Source organism: Aliinostoc sp. HNIBRCY26 (assembly GCF_050235535.1).
Lineage (GTDB): Bacteria > Cyanobacteriota > Cyanobacteriia > Cyanobacteriales > Nostocaceae > Trichormus.
In genome coordinates this window covers 5,561,577-5,584,661 of the sequence record NZ_CP189852.1, presented here as the reverse complement: position 1 = coordinate 5,584,661, position 23,085 = coordinate 5,561,577, and the positions used below count along the sequence as shown (strand labels likewise).

14 protein-coding genes are annotated in these 23,085 nt (G+C 42.1%); 9 read left to right on the top strand and 5 right to left on the bottom strand.

From position 1 onward, the window contains the following. Window positions 1–120 precede the first annotated feature (120 nt). Window positions 121–1,437, bottom strand: coding sequence for a 30S ribosomal protein S12 methylthiotransferase RimO (gene rimO, locus ACQFX9_RS23605; protein ID WP_427158939.1), 1,317 nt, complete (start codon window positions 1,435–1,437; stop codon window positions 121–123). A 717-nt stretch (window positions 1,438–2,154) separates the two neighbouring features. On the opposite strand from rimO, the gene btpA reads away from it, so the two are divergent. The 4 genes from btpA (at window position 2,155) to ACQFX9_RS23585 (ending at window position 7,477) form a co-directional block, all read left to right on the top strand. Next, a complete protein-coding gene (gene btpA, locus ACQFX9_RS23600; protein WP_427158937.1) occupies window positions 2,155–3,003 on the top strand; it encodes a photosystem I biogenesis protein BtpA in 849 nt (282 codons plus the stop codon). Between the two features lie 92 nt (window positions 3,004–3,095). Beyond that, the gene (locus ACQFX9_RS23595; protein WP_427158935.1) at window positions 3,096–4,079 is read left to right on the top strand and encodes a vitamin K epoxide reductase family protein; all 984 of its coding nucleotides are present in this window, start codon (window positions 3,096–3,098) and stop codon (window positions 4,077–4,079) included. 203 nt (window positions 4,080–4,282) lie between these two features. Next, on the top strand, window positions 4,283–6,475 hold the full coding sequence (locus tag ACQFX9_RS23590) for a CHASE2 domain-containing protein (RefSeq protein WP_427158933.1): 2,193 nt from the start codon (window positions 4,283–4,285) through the stop codon (window positions 6,473–6,475). Window positions 6,476–7,240: 765 nt separating this feature from the next. After that, window positions 7,241–7,477 (top strand): hypothetical protein, encoded by a 237-nt coding sequence (locus ACQFX9_RS23585; protein WP_427158932.1) that lies wholly within the window; start codon window positions 7,241–7,243, stop codon window positions 7,475–7,477. 207 nt (window positions 7,478–7,684) lie between these two features. On the opposite strand, the gene nadB is transcribed toward ACQFX9_RS23585, so the two are convergent. The 4 genes from nadB to ACQFX9_RS23565 form a co-directional block, all read right to left on the bottom strand. After that, window positions 7,685–9,391 (bottom strand): L-aspartate oxidase, encoded by a 1,707-nt coding sequence (gene nadB / locus ACQFX9_RS23580; RefSeq protein WP_427158930.1) that lies wholly within the window; start codon window positions 9,389–9,391, stop codon window positions 7,685–7,687. 98 nt (window positions 9,392–9,489) lie between these two features. After that, window positions 9,490–9,918, bottom strand: coding sequence for a photosystem II complex extrinsic protein PsbU (gene psbU, locus ACQFX9_RS23575; RefSeq protein WP_103140696.1), 429 nt, complete (start codon window positions 9,916–9,918; stop codon window positions 9,490–9,492). A 499-nt stretch (window positions 9,919–10,417) separates the two neighbouring features. Beyond that, window positions 10,418–10,801, bottom strand: a complete 384-nt coding sequence (locus ACQFX9_RS23570; protein WP_427158928.1) for a hypothetical protein — start codon at window positions 10,799–10,801, stop codon at window positions 10,418–10,420. A 135-nt stretch (window positions 10,802–10,936) separates the two neighbouring features. Continuing rightward, window positions 10,937–11,716, bottom strand: coding sequence for a DUF3120 domain-containing protein (locus tag ACQFX9_RS23565; protein WP_427158927.1), 780 nt, complete (start codon window positions 11,714–11,716; stop codon window positions 10,937–10,939). 285 nt (window positions 11,717–12,001) lie between these two features. Here ACQFX9_RS23565 and ACQFX9_RS23560 point away from each other — a divergent pair, with 285 nt between their 5' ends. From ACQFX9_RS23560 to ACQFX9_RS23540, 5 genes are all read left to right on the top strand, one after another. Then, entirely contained in the window at window positions 12,002–12,964 is a 963-nt protein-coding gene (locus ACQFX9_RS23560; protein ID WP_427162988.1) for an undecaprenyl-diphosphate phosphatase, read from the top strand. A 64-nt stretch (window positions 12,965–13,028) separates the two neighbouring features. Next, on the top strand, window positions 13,029–13,223 hold the full coding sequence (locus ACQFX9_RS23555; protein ID WP_427158925.1) for a DUF4351 domain-containing protein: 195 nt from the start codon (window positions 13,029–13,031) through the stop codon (window positions 13,221–13,223). 308 nt (window positions 13,224–13,531) lie between these two features. Next, window positions 13,532–14,872, top strand: coding sequence for a TIGR03279 family radical SAM protein (locus ACQFX9_RS23550; protein WP_427158923.1), 1,341 nt, complete (start codon window positions 13,532–13,534; stop codon window positions 14,870–14,872). A gap of 261 nt (window positions 14,873–15,133) precedes the next feature. Further along, window positions 15,134–17,824 carry a glycoside hydrolase family 10 protein gene (locus ACQFX9_RS23545; protein WP_427162987.1) on the top strand — a complete coding sequence of 897 codons (2,691 nt, stop codon included), beginning with the start codon at window positions 15,134–15,136 and terminating at the stop codon, window positions 17,822–17,824. A gap of 372 nt (window positions 17,825–18,196) precedes the next feature. Beyond that, window positions 18,197–23,083, top strand: coding sequence for a PAS domain S-box protein (locus ACQFX9_RS23540; RefSeq protein ID WP_427158921.1), 4,887 nt, complete (start codon window positions 18,197–18,199; stop codon window positions 23,081–23,083). The last annotated feature ends 2 nt before the right edge of the window (window positions 23,084–23,085 follow it).

The following is a 23,085-nucleotide window of genomic DNA, read 5'->3' as shown; positions in this document are numbered from 1 at the left end:
TTAATTGGGGACTAGGGATTGGGCAATTCAATTTCGGATTTTGGATTTTCAATTTTGGATTGGATTTCAATCTAAAATCCAAAATCTAAAATCTAAAATTCTTTTCCCTGCACCCTTGCCTTATAGGGCGACTTCGCCAAACAAATCGTACTCATCTGCTCCGTGAATTTTTACGGGTACGATAGTTCCTAACTTGGCTTGGCCACTGACGTAGACTTGACCATCAACTTCGGGGGAAAATCGGCCGGAACGACCGATTAATTTCCCACTTTCAGGGTTTTCCTGCTCAATCAGGACTTCAACAATTTTGCCGATTTCCTGCTGATTTTTTTGCCAAGATATGGGCTGTTGGATGGCCATCAGGCGATCGCGGCGTTCATCCATGACAGCTTGTGACAATTGATTTGGTAGTGTATGTGCAGGTGTTCCCTCTTCTGGTGAAAAGGTGAATACTCCCACATGATCAAATTCGTGCCTATGGACAAACTCTAGCAAATGCTCAAAGTGTGCTTCTGTTTCCCCAGGAAAGCCCACGATAAATGTTGTCCGCAAAACTGCACCTGGTATGGCGGTTTTGAGGCGTTCGATAATCTCATCATTGACGCGTCCCTGCCAAGGACGATTCATCGCCCGCAATACCTCTGGGTGGGAATGTTGCAGGGGTAAATCTAAATAAGGTAAGACGTTAGGTGTCTCCTGAATGGCTGCGATCACGTCTGGGGTTAGCCCGGTGGGATAGGCGTAGTGCATCCTAATCCACGGTATATCCACTTTCCCCAATGCTCGGAGCAATTCGGCTAGTTTGGGCTTACCGTAAATATCTAACCCGTAATTTGTGGTGATTTGGGAAATGAGAATGATCTCTTGCACCCCTTGATTTGCTAGTTGCTGGGCTTCAGCAACTATTGATTCTATTGTACGCGATCGTTGGTTGCCTCGCAGATGGGGAATAATACAAAATGCACAACGGTAATCACACCCTTCTGCAACTCGCAAATAAGCCACGCCTTCGGTAGTGGTGCGGTAGCGGGGTGTGGTTTCATCGGCAATGTAAGTTGGTTCAGCACTAACCTGTTTAACTCTTTCCCCTTGCTCTACCCTTTCAATGACATTGACGATTTGATGATAATCACCAGTGCCAACCACGGCCACGGCTTCCGGCAATTCCTCCAACAATTGTCCTTGGAAATGCTGTGCCATGCAGCCAGTAATCACTATTTTTTTGTTAGCTTCTGCGAGTTCTACTAATGTTTTAACAGATTCTTCCCTAGCTGCTTCAATAAAACTACAAGTATTGACTATAACGTAATCTGCTAACTCTTCATTGGCATCTACACCATATCCTGCTTCTACCAGCAGCCCTAACATATGTTCTGTATCAATTCGATTTTTCTCACAGCCCAAGTGAGAAATTGCTATTGTTGGCTTTTCACCCATATTTTGAAAATATTTTTGGTTTTTGCTTGTTGTCAAACACAAACAACATTAAATTTCGCTGTTTGCGGTTCGCACCCCCACAGTTACATCATTTTAGTAGAGTATTTCCACTGTCAGTAACTGCTTGAAACCTATGACCATAGTTGTGTTCAGGTCATGTTATGATGTTTTTATTAGTTTGTTTCCCAGGGTAAAACTGAGTGTCTTTGGGTACATTTGACACTTGTAATCTTTTTTAACAAATCGCCTGTTGGTATTTTACACTACCGCAGCGTGTGCGTTGTTAATTTACCCATCGGGAAGCCGCCCAAAGGCTGGTTATGAGAAGTCGCTACCCTCAGGGAAATCGCGCTTGCGACTACGCCCCATGAAGCAGTAATGCTACCCTAACGCTCAGGCTTGGCCTACGACGTGCGAAAGGCGGAGTACCTAAACAGAGGGAAGCTGCCTTGCGTGTTGTGAGTGGCAAACTCCTCTTGTAGCCAGGTTTTATCTTAACATATCTTATGGTAAGTTTTACCCTAAATTCTGTCTTCCGGTGGAGGCAGTAAAACAACCAAAATAAAACAAATTTAATGCTAATTAGGGAAATGGGTACTGGGGACTGGGGATTAGGAACTGGGAAGAGGTAAAAAAGCAGAGGAAAAAAACTAATTCCCCCTGCCCCCCTGCCCCCTGCTCCCTGCCCTACCCCATGCCCTCACAATAGTAAAAGACGTGGACTTAGAACAGTTATTTAAAACTCGAACACCAATCATTGGCGTGGTACACCTGCTACCCCTTCCTACCTCAGCCCGTTGGGGAGGTAGCCTCAAAGCAGTCATCGACCGCGCCGAACAAGAAGCAACGGCTCTTGCTAGTGGCGGAGTAGACGGCATTATTGTAGAAAATTTTTTCGATGCGCCGTTTACAAAAAATCATGTTGATCCCGCAGTTGTCAGTGCGATGACTGTAGTTATACAACGCATCCAAAATTTGGTGATGTTACCGATAGGTATCAATGTGTTGCGAAACGATGGTCATAGTGCAATGGCGATCGCTTCTTGTGTGGGGGCGCAATTTATCCGTGTGAATGTGTTGACAGGCGTAATGGCGACAGACCAAGGATTAATTGAAGGAGAAGCCCATCAACTACTCCGCTATCGTCGCGAATTAGGCTCGGATGTCAAAATTTTGGCGGACGTTTTAGTCAAACACGCCCGTCCCTTAAGTTCCCCGAATCTGACAGTTGCTGTCAAAGATACCATCGAGCGGGGTTTAGCGGACGCAGTGATTTTATCCGGTTGGGCAACTGGCTCACCCCCCAACCAAGAAGACTTAGAATTAGCCTGTGGTGCAGCCAATGGTACACCGGTATTTATCGGTAGCGGAGCCGACTGGGAAAATATTGCTACACTATTGCAGGCTGCCAATGGTGTGATTGTTTCTAGCTCCCTCAAACGCCAAGGTCGTATCGAGCAACCAATTGACCCCATTCGCGTCAGTCAATTCGTGGAAGCTGCTCGTCGCACTTGGAACTCCAAAGGTGTGAGCAAATCAGCTAAACAAGTGAAGTTACATTCTTAGTCATGGGGGGATAGGGAGTAGGTAATTTATTTCCCGATTCCCGATTCCCAATTCCCCATTCCCGATTCCCAATTCCCCATTCCCCATTTCTTATGATTCGCCGCCGTTCTACTCCCTGGATTCATCAATGGTCGCGGGTAATAATTGCCGCGATCGCTGGACTTGGTGCTTTGAATACTGGCTATTTAACTTTTGAAAAACTCACTGGAGGTGGTGTTGCTTGTGTAGCCGAAACTGGAGCCAAGGGTTGTAATGATGTGCTTGCTAGCCCTTGGGCAACGGTGTTTGGGCAACCACTGGCCTTATTGGGATTATTATCCTACCTGGGGATGCTGATTTTTGCTTTAGCTCCTGTGGTGTGGAAGGGAGAAGGTAAAAGTCACAAACAGCTAGAAAACTTGACCTGGTGGCTACTATTAATCGGCGCGATCGCTATGTCTATTTTTAGTGGCTATTTAATGTATGTCCTAGCATTTGAACTCAAAGTCCTTTGTCCTTACTGCATTACCTCGGCTTTGTTCGCCTTGAGTATGCTGGTATTAACCGTTGTGGGTCGAGCCTGGGAAGATATTGGACAAATATTCTTTACTGCCATTATTGTGGGTATGGTAACGCTCATTGGCACTTTATATATATATAAGGATGTCAACACAGCCAATAAACCACCCGCCCAAGAAATCCCCGCCGGCAAACTCCCGCCTTTTGCCCCCACCGTAGATCCTAACCCTAATTTTGGTTGGGAAATCAGCACTACTTCTGGAGAAGCAGAAATCGCTCTAGCACGTCATTTAGTGCAGGTAGGAGCTAAGGAATATGTAGCCTTTTGGTGTCCTCACTGCCATGAACAAAAATTACTCTTTGGCAAGGAAGCTTATCAAATTATTGATGACAGCATCAAAACAGAGTGCGCGCCTGAAAGTCCCAAGGGTAAACCAGATTTGTGTAAAGCTGCAAACATCACAGGTTATCCAACTTGGATTATCAAGGGCAAAAGCTATAGTGGCGTACAGAACCTTTCAGAATTAGCCAAAGTTACAGGTTACACAGGGCCAAGTAATTTCAAATACTTTAGATAAAGCATAGCCCTCACTAATCTTAATTATTTCCGAAACCCCAGTTGATTGGAGCAACTGGGGTTTTAAATTATCACAATTTTCTTACATTCAAGATTTCTAGCAGTCAAAATAGTGTATAAAAAAATGATTAAAAGATGATTTTAAGAATTGTTTAACAACTATCAATTATCATTCACTATTTTTCTGTCCAGTAGGTAACGGGAATGAGTCAGCAATTCATCAAGCGTCTCGTGCAGTTAGTTTTAGGACTGAAATCCTCGTTTAGTAAAGGACACAGAGAATTAATTATCACTGTCACTGTTGTAATTTTAGTCTTGCTGTTACGTTCTTTAGGCTTATTGCAATCCTTAGAATTGGCAGTTTTGGATCAATTTTTTCACTTACGTCCCCAGGAAAGCCCCAATCATCGAATTACTATCGTAGCTGTTGATGAAGCTTCTTTACGCCACGGATTCCCCATTGCTGATGGTGTAATTGCAGAATTATTAGCCAAATTACAAGCACACCAACCGCGCGCCATTGGCCTAGACATCTATCGGGATGTACCAATTAAGTATGGTTATACAGAGCTAGTGCAAGCTTATCAAGCGATGCCGAATTTAGTTGGTGTGGAACTACTAGCACCAGAGGGTAAACAGAGAGTTGCACCACCACCCCAATTGAATCCCCAACAAGTCGGCTTTAACAATATAGTTTATGATCCTGATGGCAAAGTCCGGCGGAGTTTACTGTACTGGCATATAGGAAATCAACCACACGAAAGCTTTGCTTTAAAATTGGCTGCTTTGTATTTAAAACCAGAAAAGATTCTTCCCATAAGAGCAGCTAATAATCCTGAATCTTTACAGTTAGGTCAAGCTGTGTTTACACGCTTTACGGGTAATGATGGTGCTTATGTGGGAGTGGATGCGAGGGGATATCAAATCTTGTCCAATTTTCCCAAACGAGATTGTGATACTGCCAAGAAAAATCGCTGTAGTTATCAGCAAGTGAGTATGGCAGATGTGTTAGCGGATAAAGTTTCACCTAACTTAATTAAAGATCGGATTGTGTTGATTGGCTCTACTGCTGCCAGCATCAAAGAAGGTGTATTTATCCCCTATTCTAGTCGCCTGATATCAGGAGCAGAGCCGATACCTGGGATTGTCTTGCAAGCTTATTTTGTGGATCAGTTAATCTCAGCCGCTTTAGATGGTAGACCACTTTTACAAGCCTGGCCGGATGTTTGGGAATATTTGTGGATTTTCTTGTGGTCGTATATCGGAGCTGTAACCACATGGCAAATCAGACGACCGCTTCCGAGCATTTTAACTGTGATATTTTCTTGTTTATTGTTGATATTGAGCGCGTATCTAGCTTTTTTGTCTGGCTGGTGGATACCATTGATTCCTTCATTACTCACTTTCAGTGGCTCTGTGATTTGGATTACTTATCACTTGGCTTATACACAGGAAGAATTAAAACGCTCTAAGGAATTTTTGCAGCAAATTATTAACACTATTGCTGATCCGATTTTTGTGAAAAATGAGCAACTCCAGTGGATTGTATTAAATCAGGCTTACTGTCAATTTATTGGCTATCCCGATACTACACTGATTGACAAGTCGGATATTGATTTTTTCCCTCAACATGAAGTTGAAGTCTTCCGCAAACAAGATGAGCTAGTTTTAACCACACAACATCCCCAAGAAAATGAAGAGGAATTTACCGACGCTTACGGAAGGACACACTTAATTGAGACGAAGCGATCGCTCCACAAAGATGCGGCGGGAAATTTCTTTTTGGTGGGGGTAATTCGTGATATTACGCAGCGTAAGTTAATGGAAGATGAACTCAGGCGGACTGCGGCGGAGTTATTTCGCTCTAATCATGAATTAAAGCTTAAAGAAGACAAATTACGTTATTTAGCCTATCATGACTCTCTGACAGGTCTACCTAATCGGAAGTTCTTTGCTGAACAGCTACAGGAATCGATTAATTGGGCGCATGAAAATCATCTCCTATTAGGACTACTGTTTATTGACTTAGATGGGTTTAAGCAAGTTAATGATACTCTAGGGCATGAGATGGGCGATCGCCTGTTAGTAATTATTGGTCAACGTTTGAGTAATTCTTTGCGTGCTAGTGACACAGTTTCTCGCTTGGGTGGCGATGAATTCACAGTGCTTTTACGAGCCATACCTCATCAGCAAGTAGCAGCCAAAGTAGCGGAGAAGATTATGGCTAGTATTACTGAGCCAATTGTTCTTAATGGATATACCACTAAAGTTTCCGCGAGTATTGGCATCAGTATTTATCCCCACACTAGTCAAGATGCCGATACTTTAGTTAAACAAGCCGATGTTGCCATGTATCGTGCTAAAAATCTGGGTAAAAATTGCTATGAATTTTTCTAGCGTGTAATTTCTAGCTAGTCTCGGTGAAAGGGACTGGGGATTGGGGAAGAATCAATTCAAAATTCAAAATTCAAAATTCAAAATGAAGAAGAGTTGGGGATTGGGGATTGGGGACAAGGTAGACAAGGTAGACAAGGTAGAATTTATTTCTCAACTCAGCACCGACTAAACCTAAACGCCGCGTTATGACTAACAGCAGTCATTACTCATTACTCATTACTCATTACTCAGCACTCTTCCCTCTTTAACTTTTGATGATTTTTGTAAGGAAAGTTCATGAAAAATCTATAAAGTCCCCCGTATGTTGTCCGGAAGTCCCATATTTCTAGCAGAAAACACTATCAGTAGTTCAAATACTCTCAGTATTAATACAGGGCTTGTACTGAATTTAGTGAGTATTTACACACGACTATCTTAATTTTTTATTAAAAATGTATGATAAATATAATTCTTCTGTGGTAATTAATGAACATATATAACTTTAGGTCTAGAATTACTTCTAACCTTGGATTGATGTAAGCTAATGGTTTTCAGCTATATTCCTTAAGTAACGAGCTGAGATTAAGGAAAATATCCGTAATTTGGATGTCCTTAAAACTACATACTTGTTAATTAGGTAGTAGTTGACTAATCGAAAACACTGAGTCAAAAGTTCTTTTGACGAAAATAATTCAATCTGAGACGACCTTGAGATGTAATTCTGTCTACTGCATTTAACAAAACACGCTCAATAAAATCTAAAACGTCATTCGCTTACTAGAAACTATGACTACAAAATTGCAAATTGCCAGTGCTGTGATGCTTTGTCTCAGTGCTTTTTTGGTAATACAAAAGGTCGCTGATGCAACAGCAGCTTTTCAATATTTGCCAAATTACAACCCTAAGCATCCTATAAGTGGAACCACGATATATGTTGGAGAAAACAATAAAGGCTCTGTAGAAACCTTTGTTCCGCCAAATAATGGTGGGCCTGACAGCGAGTACGGTAGTGGTACGCGTTAGTCTGTTTTAAATTTTGCCAACTGAAGGGTAAATCTGTATAAAGTCGTTTCACAAGATAATTGCTTGTGAAGTAGGACTACTGTACGTACTTAGGTATTGAAGTTTAGCTAGTCGTAAAGTAGTTTTAGTATTTATACTTGCTTCATTGAAAATGAGTATAGGCAATGAAAACACTTACTTGAAAATACTTAAGCAAAATTTAAGATTTCATGATAGAAATCTATTCCATTGGTACTGATGAACTATAGTATGTGTTTGCCATTGGGGATTAGGATGCGGGTAGTCTAGGCGATAGTGTCCGCCCCGGCTTTCAGTTCTAAATGCGGCACTTTTGAGAATGAGATAGGCAACATCCAACAAATTGCGGGTTTCAGCCCACAGTCGAACTTGTTGATCAACTTCTGGAAAGTGAAATTTAATTCCTGTTTGCGACTTTACATCGATGAGGAATCGGCTTAAGGGCAAAGCGGCAAAGTCTTGCTGCCAAGATTCTACAGTGGCGATCGCACTTGTCAAACTTGACTGTTCCCTACAAATACCGGCACTTTGCCACATCAGACGGGGTAATTTTTCCCGGATGGTAGCTAGTTGTGTTTGCTGGTTGTGCCATTCCTGAACATCCAGAGTCAATTCCCTAGTGGGTAATACTGATAACGGGGAATCTTCCGGCTCAGGAAGTTGAATTTGTGCCAACTGCGCGCCAAAAACAATACATTCTAAAAGAGAATTACTAGCTAAACGGTTAGCCCCGTGAACTCCCGTACTCGCAGTTTCTCCGACTGCGTATAATCCCGGAATATTAGTCTGATTCATTAAATCAGTGGCAATTCCACCCATCCAGTAGTGGGCGGCTGGGGCGACAGGGATGGGTTCATGAAAGACATCGATGCCCCAACGCTGACATACTTGAATAATGTTAGGGAAGCGTTGACGAATTTTTGCTGGGGGAATAGGACGCATATCCAGCCATACATGGGCGGTAGCAGGATCTACGGCTGTACGTTGCAAGTGGCTAAAAATAGCTCTGCTGACGACATCTCTGGGTGCAAGTTCACCAGATGGATGATAATCAAAAGCAAACCGCCGTCCCTCATTGTCAATTAAATGCGCGCCTTCTCCGCGCACAGCTTCACTGATCAGAAAGCGTCCAGGTTTAGTTAAAGCTGTAGGATGAAACTGCACAAACTCTAAATCACGCAGAATTGCTCCGGCGCGCCAAGCAATTGCCACACCATCACCGGTACTGACGGCTGGGTTGGTAGTTTGGGCAAATACCTGGCCACCGCCACCAGTAGCTAACACCACGGCTCTAGCTTGAATGAGGCGGACTTCACCTTGATAAAATAAGCTAACGCCTTGACATTGACCGCTTTCTGGTGACACCCACAGACTCAAAGCTAGAGCCTGCTGAATCACCAGAATATTTTGACGACGTAAAACTTGGGCAGTAAGGGTAGTTGTCACTTCTCGTCCCGTGGTATCGGCAGCGTGGAGAACCCGATGACGAGAGTGGGCTGCTTCTAAAGTTAAAGCTAAATTTTGATTGTGACGGTCAAAGGCTACCCCTAAATTGACTAACGATTGAATACAACTAGGGGCTTGTTGAGCAAGAAACTCTACTGCATCGACATCACATAAACCTGCCCCTGCCTTGAGTGTATCCTCAATATGAAGGCTGGGGGAATCATCAGGAGCGATCGCGGCGGCAATACCACCTTGCGCCCAATCACTAGCAGAGAGAGAAACCGTTTCTTTAGTAATCAAGCCGACACGTAAAGATTCTGGCAGACACAAAGCTGTATACAGTCCAGCTGCACCCGCACCGACTACTAAAACGTCAAATTGGCTAGGTATGTCTATTTGCAAGGTTAGGGAATGGGGAATGGGGACTGGGGAATGGGGACTGGGAGACAAGGTAGACTTTACCCCAATGCCCCTTGATTACATAATAAGACTCCCACCCCCTGGTACAGAGAGTGGGTGAGTTTTCTTGATAGTAACTACATGAAAAATTATCTGTAGATACCGTTGTTAAAGCGATCGTCGCCTTCGTTGAAAACAGAATCTAGTTCTGTCACAGTGAAGTTATCTAAATTGGCTTGCAGCAGTTCTTTTTGGCGATCGCTTAATCCAGGTAAATCCAATATGTCCTCTACTTTAGAGTAAGGGGCATTTTTAATGATTTTTTTGGCCAAAGTGGGGTATAAACCTGGATAGGTTTGAAAAGCTCTGACATTGGTATTGTTCAAATCAATTTTTTTACCAAAATCTGTTGCTAGTTTTTGATCGGCTCGATTCCGCAGTTCAACTGCTAAAACTGGGACTTGAGGCATAACAAAACTTTGTAAATTGGCAGCTTGGGCAATTTGAGTTGTACCCAACCATCCCCAGCAGCCAAGCAACAAACTAAATACTGTTAATAAACGCACCAATCCTTTCACGATTTTTTTACCTCTTTCCATCAAACTGAAATAACAGCGTTAAGCTAACAGCTGGCAACAATCTCTAGTACATCATGATCAGCTTGTGAATACTGACTTTTGACCCTTACGGGTGAGATAGTTACTTTCCGGTGCAGGGCGACAGGAACGCACTATCTCACTATTGACTGTTAACCAAAAGCTGATGGCTTAATCAACACACAGCAGCCATCAGAAACTAATATACAGCTTATTAATGGCCACAATCTTTGCTGCTACTTACTTCGCGATGAAAATTCATTGCTTCATTGATCTAGCTACGGCTATAAAACCCCACTTGGTTCAAGAAAGTGGGGTGATAACAATTCAAAATTCAAAATTCAAAATTCAAAATTAAAGACAGTTGGAGTTGGGGTTTAAATCCCCAACTCCACTGATACTACGTATAGACGTAGGGGTCTTAAACCCTTGAATTGACGATAACTGGTAATGAATGTGGGCTTTTAATCCAAAATTGGTATTAAGGGCCGACTCTGGTAACTCGCATACAGCCCCGACCATCGTTGTAAACTTGAAAAATCGAGTATTCGTTAGACTGAACTAACCGAGAAACATATTGAGCTGCACTAGAGGCGCGATCGCAAATTGTTGTGGGTTCACCAGATCGTAAAGCTCGGTCTGACCATGTACACTGTCCAGGAGATAAGCCTTGGGGTACTGCACCTCGTCCTGCTTGAAAATTAATGCGTACGCCGTTTCCGCCATCGTTTTGTATGGATAGTGTACCGCCACCACGGCAGGTCATGGGGTAGCTAGTTTGAGCATTGGCTGTATTGAAAGTGAACATCGGTGATAAAACCGCAAATACAGCTACAAATCTGGCAAAATTAGAATAAACTGTCATTTTCAAACTCCTGAAGACTAAAAATTAATTAACAGTCTTCTATCTATTTCTGTTTAGGTTTGATGACAGGTTTTTATGCAATTAGTTGTTAGTCATTAGTCATTAGTCAACTAGGACTGATGAGTGATCACTGTTTTAAGCTGCCAAGGCTGCTATCAGAAATAGACTATCTACCAAAATTGTACTTAAAACGGCACCGCCAAAAGCATACCAATGGTGCTGTTTTTTGATGAGTGGTAGGATACCTGCAACTAGCAAAACAGTAGCCAAGATGATGGCTGAGGCTACACCCAAGGGAGTTTGCACTTGTTTAACGGCGGCTTGTAAAATCGGTGCAATTTGGCTGGGTTCTACTTCCATAATTTGCCGCCAATAGGGTATTAACTTTACTAAATAAAAGTAAATATCTGTTAAGACTGTACCGAATAGAGAACCTAAATAAAACCAGTTACCAACTTTGCCCCAATTACGTGCCAAACACCAACAAGCGAAGGGTAAACCAATAGATTCTACTGGTAAATGCCATAAAGGTTCAAAACGCAGCCAGCCCCAGTAAATTGAACCAGCTAACCAACTCCAGCTAAAGCCTAAAAGTAAATCCCCCCACAGATAAGTTTGCGGGCGTGACATCAACTTAAAACTCAGCCATATCCAAAAGCCTGTGATAGCTAAACTAACACTGGGGAGCGATCGCACCAGGGGTGCTTCAATAAATACTGGTACTGACACTAAAAACACAGCCGCAGCAAACACTAACCAAGTTTTTTGTGCAGTTACAAATAGAGGAAGAGAAGCAGAAGCTTTGAGAGTAGATTCTAATGCCCTAATATCCCTTGGTTCTGTCTCCCTGGGGGTCAATTCCGTAGCAATAGCGGTGGTAGAAGGAGTATAGGAGGACAAAGTATTATTAATCAAAATTTTAATAATTGTTACTAAACTTTATATTACCCAAGATAACACACAGCAAAATCCCCCCCTGGGGCATTTATATATTACTACTATTTTGCGTGGAATTGGGCATTGGGCATTGGGGTAAAATCTACCTTGTTTCCCATTCCCGATTCCCGATTCCCGATTCCCCAGCCCCATCTATTGCACGGCTCACTAGAACATGAGATGCTTTGTGGAGCGATTTTCCTGGCAAGTTATTTAGACACCTGTTTGTTTAATTATGTAATCACAGCGATCGCAGGTAGACTCATGACTTTATTGAAACGTCGATATTTTGTGCTGCTTGGTGCAGTTTCTACGGCTTTGTCAGTGGTGGCTTTTCCCCTGCAAGTTCTTAGCACTCCAGGGAGTGGGGGAACAGTTGGGGTAAAAGCAATGAATATTTGGCAAGCCATTGTTTTAGGCTTTGTGCAAGGAATGACGGAGTTTTTACCCATCAGTAGCACCGCCCATTTAAAGGTAGTACCCGTAGTTTTGGGTTGGGGTGATCCGGGGGTAGCCTTTACTGCTGTTATTCAGCTAGGTAGTATATTTGCGGTTTTGTGGTATTTTTGGGGTGATTTGTTCAGGATTTTCAAGGGAGCAATTAGAGCGATCGCCTTGAAAGATTACCATGATTATGATTTACGCCTATTGTTGGGCATTGTTTTGGGGACTTTACCGATAGTTTTATTGGGACTATTAATTAAACGTTTTATCCCCGACTATGATAATTCTCCCATTAGAAGTCTAGGTGCGATCGCGATTGCTTCAATTTTCATGTCAATACTATTAGGTGTGGCAGAAAAACTCGGTCAACGTCAGCGAGATTTTGAACACTTGACGATGCAAGATGGCTTACTCATGGGTTTAGCCCAAGCCTTGGCTTTAGTTCCTGGGGTATCACGTTCTGGTTCTACCCTCACTGGGGGGTTATTTATGGGCTTACAACGGGAAACCGCCGCTAGATTTTCCTTTTTGCTAGGAATTCCCGCCATTACCTTAGCAGGGCTAGTCTCATTAAAAGATGTTTTAGATACTAGCTTAGGGAGTGCAGAGATTATTCCCCTAGTCGCTGGGGTAATTTCGGCGGCTATTTTTTCTTATATGGCGATCGCGGGTTTACTCCGCTTCCTCAAAACTCAAAGCACTTGGGTATTCATTTGGTATCGCTTAATATTTGGTGTAGTGATTTTAAGCGCAATTAGTGCCGGATTTTTGCAAAATAGCTGATTGTACACATTGAGCGATGGAGCGATATCTATAAATTTCGCTCAAATTGAGGCAATTGCCTGGGATGATCAAAGTAGGCGGTGCTGAAGATAGTCTTATTAACCGGCAGTTAACAAAGCGATTTGGTGAACTTCCTCAACAAACAAGTGCGTTGATTGCAGGTTTACCATTACCTGTTTTGGCACAATTGGGTGAAGCGTGGCTGGATTTTAACAGTGTGGCTGACTTACAAGCTTGGTTGCAGGAGCGCACTAGTTAAGCTGAGAAACTTTCATTTCACAAAATATTCCCTATTTAGGGTACGTCAGTGTAAAAGAGCCTATCTATCCCCAGAGATTATTCATACTGACGTACCCCACTCATTTATTGAAATCACAAAGCAACGAAGTATTAAACTCTGATTCCAAAATTTTTTCTCAAAGTTAAAAAACTGTAAATTAATAATCAGTAAGAAGTCAATAGTCAAATACAGATGCGATTAATCACGTATCTACAGTAGTCACCTGTGATTAAGACTACAGACTGTTGACTATGGACTATTGACTGTTGACTGTTGACTCATAACATATGACCACTATTCGTCCAGCTAAAATTACTAAGGTATTACCAGATTCCATCGCAGCCGAAATTGGCTTTGAGGTGGGGGATGCGATCGCGGCTATCAACGGTACTCAACCCCGTGATTTAATTGATTATAAATTTCTCTGTGCAGATGAATTTTTAGAATTAGAAGTTTTAGACGCGTCTGGTAAAACCCATTATATTGAAATCGAAAAAGATTACGACGAAGACCTGGGACTAGAGTTTGAAACTGCGCTGTTTGATGGATTAATTCAGTGCAATAACCGTTGTCCGTTTTGTTTTATCGACCAACAACCACCAGGAAAACGCTCTAGCCTTTATTTTAAAGACGATGATTATCGTTTAAGCTTTTTGTACGGTTCTTATTTAACCCTCACCAACTTACCGGAAAGGGAATGGCAAAGGATCGAGCAGATGCGGTTGTCTCCTTTGTATGTTTCCGTCCACGCTACAGAACCAGACATCAGAATCCGACTGTTGAAAAATCAGCGTGCAGGACAAATTTTACAACAATTGCACTGGTTTCAAAAAAGACGGCTGCAAATTCATGCTCAAGTTGTCGTCTGTCCAGGAATAAATGATGGTCAACACCTGGAACAAACCCTCCGGGATTTAGCGTCATTTTATACTGGTGAAGTGCCTACTGTGGCATCGGTGGCAGTCGTACCCGTAGGTTTGACGAGATTCCGTCCCCAAGAAGACGAACTTATTCCTGTAACTCCAGAAAAAGCTCAAGAAATAATTGCCCAAGTGCAATCACTCACTAGAGAATTTCGCCAAAAATTTGGTTCTAATGTTGCTTGGTTAGCTGATGAATGGTTTTTGATTGCTGGGGCAGAATTACCCAGTGAATCAGATTATGAAGAGTATCCCCAAATCGATAACGGTGTGGGTTCAATTCGCTTATTTATTAAGCAATTTGAAATGGTAGCAGCAGAATTATTACCAGCTAAAATTTCACCTCAAAGAAAACTAACTTGGGTGGTTGGTAATGCTGTAGAAAAAGCCTTTCAACCTATCCTACAAAGTTTAAATAACGTTGTAGGTTTAGATGTCAATATGCAGGCTTTATCTAGTGATTATTGGGGGCAAAGCATTAGTGTAACTGGCTTAATTACAGGGCATGACTTACTTTTAAAATTACAAGGGCAAGATTTAGGTGAGGGAATTTTGCTACCTAATGTCATGCTTAAACATGGAGAATTGTTATTTTTAGATGACATGACTGTGGCAGAAGTAGAGCAGAAATTAAATACCAAAATTCTTCCTGTAGCGGGAGTGGAAGAATTAATCAAGACCTGCATTAGTAAGAGTGTGAGTATTTAGTTATTAAATCTCAGTCATTCTTCGGAGGTAAAGTATAGCTATTTTACCTCATAAATAATGAATAAAGATTAATGAATCAGTGAGGGGTAAGTAGTGAAGAATCAGGGTTTAGGCAATAAAAAAAATCCAAAATTGTGCTTGCAAAATCATCGATTCTTCATTTTGACGGCTCAAGTTTTGCAGACAGGTAGAAAACATAAAAATATCGTATCTGTTACAGATAAAGATTCCATATCTGCTTTACAATCCTGTTCCTTATCGATGAAGTGGCTGGTTGCTCCGGCCTTAGTAGTTGTTAACTGTTTAAACATTGTGCCGGTCAGGGCAACAGAGACATTTTCCCCTCAAACTCCACAGCCCCAAAACCAGCCTTTACAGTTAGCCGCAGCAGCACCAGTATTGAGTGTGGTACAAAGCCAAGAAAACGCGCAACATTGGGCAGGAATTACCAAACGCCTGCAAACAATTGGCGTACCCTATTGTGTGCTGCCTTTATCTAGTGTCAAGAGTGCCGCAGATTGGGGCGATCGCAATGTGATATTTTTACCCAACATTGAAACCCTCACACCTACGCAAGCGATCGCCCTAGAAGCATGGGTCAACAAAGGCGGAAATATCATTGCAAGTGGCCCTGTAGGTAGTCTCTCAACCCCTGGAGTGCGTCAGTTACTCAAAAATATCCTTGGTAGTTATTGGGGATTTAGTTTACAAGATAAACAGCAAATCAATCCACCCAAAACTCAACTACCGAATTGGTTAAACCAAAAAGGAATTTTTGGTCAAGTGCATGGTGGTGTGTTACTTCCCAATGATGGCATTAGCAAAGTTGTCGCTGTCTGGAGTTTGCAAGATCGGCCAGCCGCAGTAGTCGCAACACAAAACTCTACCGTGTTCGGTTGGCGTTGGGGAACAGATGTAGCTTCTTCTTCAGAATTAGACACAGCTTGGCTGCAAGTTGCGCTGAGTCGTCATATCTCTATCCCTGCTAATAATCAAAACACTGCCACATCTGCTCCCAACTGCCCAACACCAATACCCAAGACAGCCTCTACCAATAGCAACACCAGCACAAACAAGGTAAATACTGTTGCTCCCAATAGACAAGATGAAGCCATAGACCAATTAGAACAAAGAGTCCGTTGGGATGTTGCGCCTAATTCCAATCAACCAATCAACGCCGACGAAGCTACAGCCCTGCAACAACAACTAGAAAATCTAATTGGTAGAGTCGAAAGCGCGCATTTAGCAGCCTTAGCCAATGCTCCCCAACCTAATGGATCTCAGGCTCTCAAGGCAGATGATACACAATTTAATACTGCCACATCCATACCTCAATCTAATACAGAGCAAGTATTAGCCCAAGCAAGAATAGTCGCTAACAATCTACCGCGCTTAATTGCCAATAAAAATTATGCCCTAGCTCGTCAACAATGGTTATTAGCCAGAAATAACTTGTGGAAACAGTTTCCTGTTGACCGCAGATTAGCACCAGCCGAAATTCGCGCTGTGTGGTTAGACAGAGGTACCATCGTCCGGGCAGGAAATGAACAAGGACTGAGCAAGATTTTTGACCGCTTGGCGCAATCTGGCATCAACACTGTTTTTTTTGAAGTCGTCAATGCTGGGTATCCCATTTATCCCAGTCAAGTCGCACCACAGCAAAACCCATTAGTTCGGGATTGGGATCCTTTAGCGGCGGGAGTCAAATTAGCCCATGAGCGAGGTATGGAGTTACACGCTTGGGTGTGGACTTTTGCGGCTGGCAATCAGCGTCATAATGAAATACTCAACATCAATTCTGATTACCCAGGGCCAGTGCTGGCGGCTCATCCTAGTTGGGCTAACTATGACCAACAGGGCAGATTAATTCCTCAAGGCCAAACCAAGCCCTTTTTCGACCCAGCTAATCCAGAAGTGCGGCAGTATTTACTCAAACTCTATGAGGAGATTGTCACCCGCTACAACGTCGATGGCTTGCAATTAGACTACATCCGCTACCCATTTCAAGACCCCAACGCAGGCAGGACTTATGGCTATGGACAAGCGGCGAGAACGCAATTTCAAAAACTCACAGGGGTAGACCCAATTAGCATTACACCAGCCCAAACGCCATTGTGGCAACAATGGACAACGTTTCGGACTCAACAAGTAGATAGCTTTGTGGCAGACGTATCACAAATGTTGCGCCAAAAGCGAAAGAACTTAATTTTATCGGTGGCTGTCTTTCCTCTTCCAGAAGCCGAACGTATTCAGAAGTTACAACAAAACTGGGAAGTTTGGGCGCGACGGGGAGATGTGGATTTAATTATTCCTATGACCTATGCCCAGGATACAGTCCGCTTCCAACAGCTAGCCCAACCTTGGATAGCCTCCAGTCAGTTAGGCTCTGCGTTGTTAATTCCAGGAATTCGCCTGTTATCTTTACCGACACTGGGTGCATTTGACCAACTACAATTGGTGAGGGATTTACCCGTTAGTGGCTATGCTCTGTTTGCTGCCGAAAATGTCAACAATGAATTACATAAGCTGTTTGTGAATACTCAAGGTAAATTGGGGGTGATTATTAATGAGCCCATACCACACCGTGATCCTTTAAAATCTGCCTTAACTCGATATAGTAGTTTACAAAGGGAATGGCGTTTAGTTCTCAATCAAGAAAAATTACAAATACCTCAAAACAGCATTTCCGAATTTCATAATCAAGCGGAAGTATTACAAAATGCTTTAACTCAAGTGGCAAATTCACCTTCTGCCAGTAAATTGCTAGTGGCTAAATCAACACTGGTGCGCTTTCAATCGCAATTTCGGGTATGGATGCGCCAGCAAAATCTTCATAATACTTATCAATGTAAAACTTGGGAAAACCGTTTGGCGACAATAGAAAGATTGTTGCGTTACAGCGAGAGGCGGTTGGATGTAACATCTCAAAACAGTATCACCAAAAAGGAATAATACCAATTTGGGATTTGGGATTTTGGATTAAAAGCCTATATTCTTAGCCTATTCCAGAATCTCGAAACAATACTACCTATCCCAATTCGGTATTATTGTCTAGTACGTTGCTATCAATGTTGATGAACTTTCCTATGTACGTATTTCTCGCTTTGAAATTTAGCGATCGCCAGATCATAAATCCATACACCATCAACTACATAGCAATTTCATTCATTTAGATTGGTGAGCCACAATCATTGTATTTCTTTATCAGAAATTTACAGTATATATACGCCGGATATTATCATTTATTTAGCCTCAAAATAGATATGATACCTAAAGACCATACTTTAGAAAAATAGATTCAGATACTAGCTATATTCACGATCCATGTCCTCCTTACCTCAGTTTTTCTGGTTAAGATGCTTAGAACCAATTATTAATCGTTCACCCATGCAGGTTGAACCAGAAACACTAGTCTCAGAAGTAATCGCACTTATGGCTAAGGGCGGTTCTGATATCTTCGTATTGACCAATTCACAGGTTATAGGGTGGTTATCAACACAACATATAGTCAAACTGATGGCATTGGGGATTGACTTAACGACCACCAAAATCTCTGATGTCATGCAACAACCAGCAGATATCACCATTGAAGTTAAACAATTACTAGATATTCAGACAGTGATCTCTCAGATCAGTCAATGTCAATCAAGTTGCTTGCTAGTTGTAGATGAATTAGGTGAATGCGTCGGCACAGTATCACAGGCAAGTATTTTGCAAGCTTTGGCAACAGCAGTCGATATTAAGCAGCCAGCCGCAACATTAAAATTGAGAAAATCATCCCAATACAAATTACGCCAACATAGATGCAGGTGTAAATCCCACAGAGTCAAACATTTTGGGCAACAGCCAACCATCGCCATCAATCGTCCCCACATCATCGAATTAAAGTCAGCTAAAAATACAAATAAAACAATTTATTGGGAACGCAATCTCATCAACAATCAAATCTACTTTTTGAATACGATTGCCACAGAGAGTGAATCAGAGGCAATTGAGACAGTTGAGTGGGATGAAGTTCTTTCCCTAGTGCATCCCCATGACCGAGAAAAAGTTGAACTAGCCAATCAATCAGCAATAGCCAATCTCAGTTCCTTTGAAATTGAACATCGTTTACTGGTCTTAGGAGAAACATCCGGCTATAAATGGGTATTAGCTAGGGGAACAGTGCTAACAAATAGAGCAGGTCAACCCACAAGGATGATTGGAGTCACAATGGAGATTGATCATCAAAGAAAAGCACAGGATACTTTACAAAAAACCAACCAAGAGCTAGAAGTAGAACTAACACAAAGGGCGATCGCTCTCCAAGACAAAAATGAACAACTATTAGCAGAACAAATCGCCCTCGCCAATATTGAAGAACGTTTTCGGTTTCTGGCAGAATCCATCCCTCAACAAGTCTGGATTGCTCAACCAGACGGCTCACTAGAATACATCAACCAACGCACCCTAGACTTTTTCGGCTCTACTTCAGAAGAATTATTGGGTTGGGGGTGGGAAAAATTCGTCCATCCTGATGACTTAGTAACCTGTTTAGCCGCTTGGCATCATTCCCTAACTACAGGTAGTATTTACGAACAGGAATTTCGGCTATTGGCTGCTGATTCCAGAACTTATCGCTGGCATTTAGTGCGTGGTTTACCCTTCAAAAATCAACAAGGTGAAATCATCAATTGGTTTGGTACTAACACCGATATAGATGAGCAGAAACACATTGAAGAAAATCTGTCCCACAAAGTCCAACTTGCAGATTTTCGAGCCAAAGTAGACACTGTGCTGTCTCGGAGTTCTACTTTATCTGAGATGATGCGTGGCTGCACAGAAGCCATAGTCGAAAATCTTCAGGCTGCCTTTGCCCGCATTTGGATACTCAACAAAACAGAAAATGTTCTGGAATTGCAAGTTAGTTCTGGAATGTATACCCACATTGATGGGGCGCATGGACGTATACCCATAGGTCAACTCAAAATTGGTCTGATAGCCCAATCAGGTCAACCGCAAATCAGCAACGCTGTACAGACAGACCCCCAAGTCAGAGATCAAGATTGGGCTAGAACAGAGGGAATCGTGGCTTTTGCTGGCTATCCCTTGATTGTGGAAGAGGAAACCGTAGGAGTCATCGCTATGTTTTCTCGTCATCAACTCAGCTCATCTACCTTGGAAATTTTGGGAATTACAGCCCATGAAATTGCCCTTGGCATCAAACGCAAACAAACAGAAGTGGCTTTACAAGAAAGTGAAGAGCGATTTCGCAATTTGGTTGAGGCTAGCAGTGATTGGGTGTGGGAAGTGGATGAAAATATTCGATATGTCTATGTCAGCCCCAAAGTTAGAGATATTTTAGGTTACGAACCAGAGGAAGTAATTGGTAAAACTCCTTTAGAACTCATGCCACCTGAAGAAGCTGAACGAGTGTTCAGTGTTTTTGCACCAATTGCAGCAGCCCAACAACCATTTAAGTGTCTAGAAAATACTAACTTGCACAAAGATGGTCATTTAGTAGTTCTCGAAACTAGTGGTGTACCTATATTTAATTGTGGTGGTAAATTTTGTGGCTACCGAGGCATTGATCGAGATATTACCGCCCGTAAACAAGCCAAGACCAAACTCCTGGAAACACAAGCACAACTCCAGGCAATTTTGGATAACTCTCCTGCCGTCATTTACTTACTAGATACCCAAAATAGATTTTTGCTGATTAACCAGCAATATGAAAGACTTTTTCAAACTACTCAACAAGAAATTATCGGTAAAAGCATATATGAGGTGTGGAATGCTGATATTGCCGACAATTTTGCAGTTAATAACCACTTGGTAGTTACTCATGACACTCCCATTGAAGTTGAAGAAGAAGTACCTCACGAAGATGGCTTACACACTTACATTTCTGTCAAGTTTCCTTTAAGAGATAGCAATGGCGTTCCCTACGCTGTATGTGGTATATCTACAGACATCACAGACCGCAAACGCGCTAAAAATAAATTGCGTCAAAGTGAAGAATATTTCCGCCTGTTAATAGAAAGTATTAAAGATTATGCAATTTATCGGCTTGATTCCCAAGGGAGAGTCATGAGTTGGAACTCAGGAGCAGAGTGTATCACTGGCTATCAAACTAGCGACATCGTGGGACAGAACTTTGCTTGCTTTTTTCCACTGGAAACAATGGCTGAATATTCACCACAGCAGCAGTTAGACATAGCCGCGAGTCAGGGAAGGTGTGAGTGTGAAAGAGTTTTTGTCCGTAAAGACGGCTCATACTTTTGGGCAAACTGCATTTTAACGCCATTACGGGATGCGGCGGGTAATTTGCGGGGTTTTTCTAAAGTCACTCGCGACATTACAGAACGTAAATTAGCGGAAGAATCTTTATTACGCTTTCAAAAAGCTATAGAAAGTACCAGCGACGCTGTTGTGATTACAGATGAGCAGGGTAAGAGTATTTATGTTAACCCTGCTTTTGTGGGTTTATACGGCTATAATTTAGAAGAATTAGCAAGAATTGGGGGAATATGGGTGATTTCCCAACAGCCTCAAGATAGCCAGAAAATACTGACTGCAATTCATCGGGGTCAATCTTGGCGGGGTGAAGTGGCTATGCGATCAGGCACAGGTAACATCTTGCAAATTGACCTCCGTATTGATGCAATTAAAGATACTAAAGGTAAAATTTTCGGCACAGTATGTATTCATACTGATATTACTAAGCGTCAACAAGTGGAAGAAGGTTTAAGACTACGTGATCGAGCGATCGCCGCTAGCAGCAATGGGATTATTATTGCTGATGCTAGTATTGCCAACGGGCCAATCATCTATGTAAATCCTGCCTTTGAGAAAATGACTGGCTATTCATCGGAGGAAGTTATAGGACAAAATTTCCGCTTATTTTATAGCCCAGATATTAATCAGCCAGGATGCCAAGAACTTCATAGTTTTATGCAAGCAGGAAAAGCCGGCACTGTCATCTTGCAGCACTACCGTAAAAACGGCAGCTTATTTTGGAGTGAGTTAAATGTTTCCCCTGTTTACGACCAAAATGACAGACTCACTCATTACATCGGCATTCAAACAGACATCACAGAACGCCAACAAGCTCAAACAGCGTTATTAATTAGCCAGCAACGGCTACAATACTTACTCACATCTAGTCCAGCTGTTATTTATGCCTGCAAGACATCTGGTGACTTTGGCTGTCTATTTATCAGTGAAAATATCAAAACTCTTCTTGGCTATGAAGCAAAACAGTTCACTGAAGATTCTAGCTTTTGGTTAAGTCGTATTCATCCTGAAGATGCACCAAAAGTATTTGATCATCTTGTCGATGTTCTAGAAAAACGGCAATATAAGCTAGAATATCGCTTTTTACATCAAGATGGATCTTACCGTTGGCTATATGATCGAGGCAAAGTAGTCTGGGACGACACGCACAAGCCAGTGGAACTTGTGGGCTACATGGCAGATATTACAGACCGCAAACAATTAGAAGAAGAACTAACTGTAGCACTAGAGAAAGAAAAAGAACTGAGTGAACTCAAGTCTCGCTTTGTTTCCATGACTTCCCATGAGTTTCGTACACCTTTGAGTATAATTTTGTCTTCCTCAGAGTTACTAGAACACTATCATCAAAAATTGTCTCCCGAAAAACAACTAACCCATCTCCAGCGTATCCAGACGGCTGTAAAGCGCATGACAGAAATGTTGGATGATGTTTTGATCATTGGTAAGGCAGAAGCGGGAAAACTAGAATTCATACCCCAAGTATTTGATTTAGTTGCCTACTGTCGTAACTTAGTGGCGGAAACGCAAACCCGTCTCAGACTCAAGAGCCAGCAAATTAATTTTACTAGTCATGAGGAAACTATAGAATGTTGCATGGATGATAAATTATTAACACATATTCTCAATAACTTACTATCTAATGCCATCAAATATTCCCATGAAAATAGTCGTGTTGAATTTATATTAAAAACTGAAAATGAGCAAGCAATTTTTGAAATTCAAGATTCAGGCATTGGTATCCCTCCAGAAGATATTCCCCAATTATTTGAGTCGTTTCATCGTGCCAAAAATGTAGGTAATATCCCCGGAACGGGATTAGGATTAGCGATTGTGAAAAAGTGTATAGACCTGCATCAAGGTGAAATTTTTGTGAAAAGTGCGCTAGGAATTGGTACAGTATTTACTGTTAAAATATCATTAAATAATCAAATATAAAA

Coding starts and splice junctions, on each gene's coding strand:
- rimO (WP_427158939.1), bottom strand. CDS start 1,437: ATGGGTGAAAAGCCAACAATAGCAATTTCTCACTTGGGCTGTGAGAAA.
- ACQFX9_RS23595 (WP_427158935.1), top strand. CDS start 3,096: ATGATTCGCCGCCGTTCTACTCCCTGGATTCATCAATGGTCGCGGGTA.
- ACQFX9_RS23590 (WP_427158933.1), top strand. CDS start 4,283: ATGAGTCAGCAATTCATCAAGCGTCTCGTGCAGTTAGTTTTAGGACTG.
- ACQFX9_RS23585 (WP_427158932.1), top strand. CDS start 7,241: ATGACTACAAAATTGCAAATTGCCAGTGCTGTGATGCTTTGTCTCAGT.
- ACQFX9_RS23570 (WP_427158928.1), bottom strand. CDS start 10,801: ATGACAGTTTATTCTAATTTTGCCAGATTTGTAGCTGTATTTGCGGTT.
- ACQFX9_RS23560 (WP_427162988.1), top strand. CDS start 12,002: ATGACTTTATTGAAACGTCGATATTTTGTGCTGCTTGGTGCAGTTTCT.
- ACQFX9_RS23555 (WP_427158925.1), top strand. CDS start 13,029: ATGATCAAAGTAGGCGGTGCTGAAGATAGTCTTATTAACCGGCAGTTA.
- ACQFX9_RS23550 (WP_427158923.1), top strand. CDS start 13,532: ATGACCACTATTCGTCCAGCTAAAATTACTAAGGTATTACCAGATTCC.
- ACQFX9_RS23545 (WP_427162987.1), top strand. CDS start 15,134: ATGAAGTGGCTGGTTGCTCCGGCCTTAGTAGTTGTTAACTGTTTAAAC.
- ACQFX9_RS23540 (WP_427158921.1), top strand. CDS start 18,197: ATGTCCTCCTTACCTCAGTTTTTCTGGTTAAGATGCTTAGAACCAATT.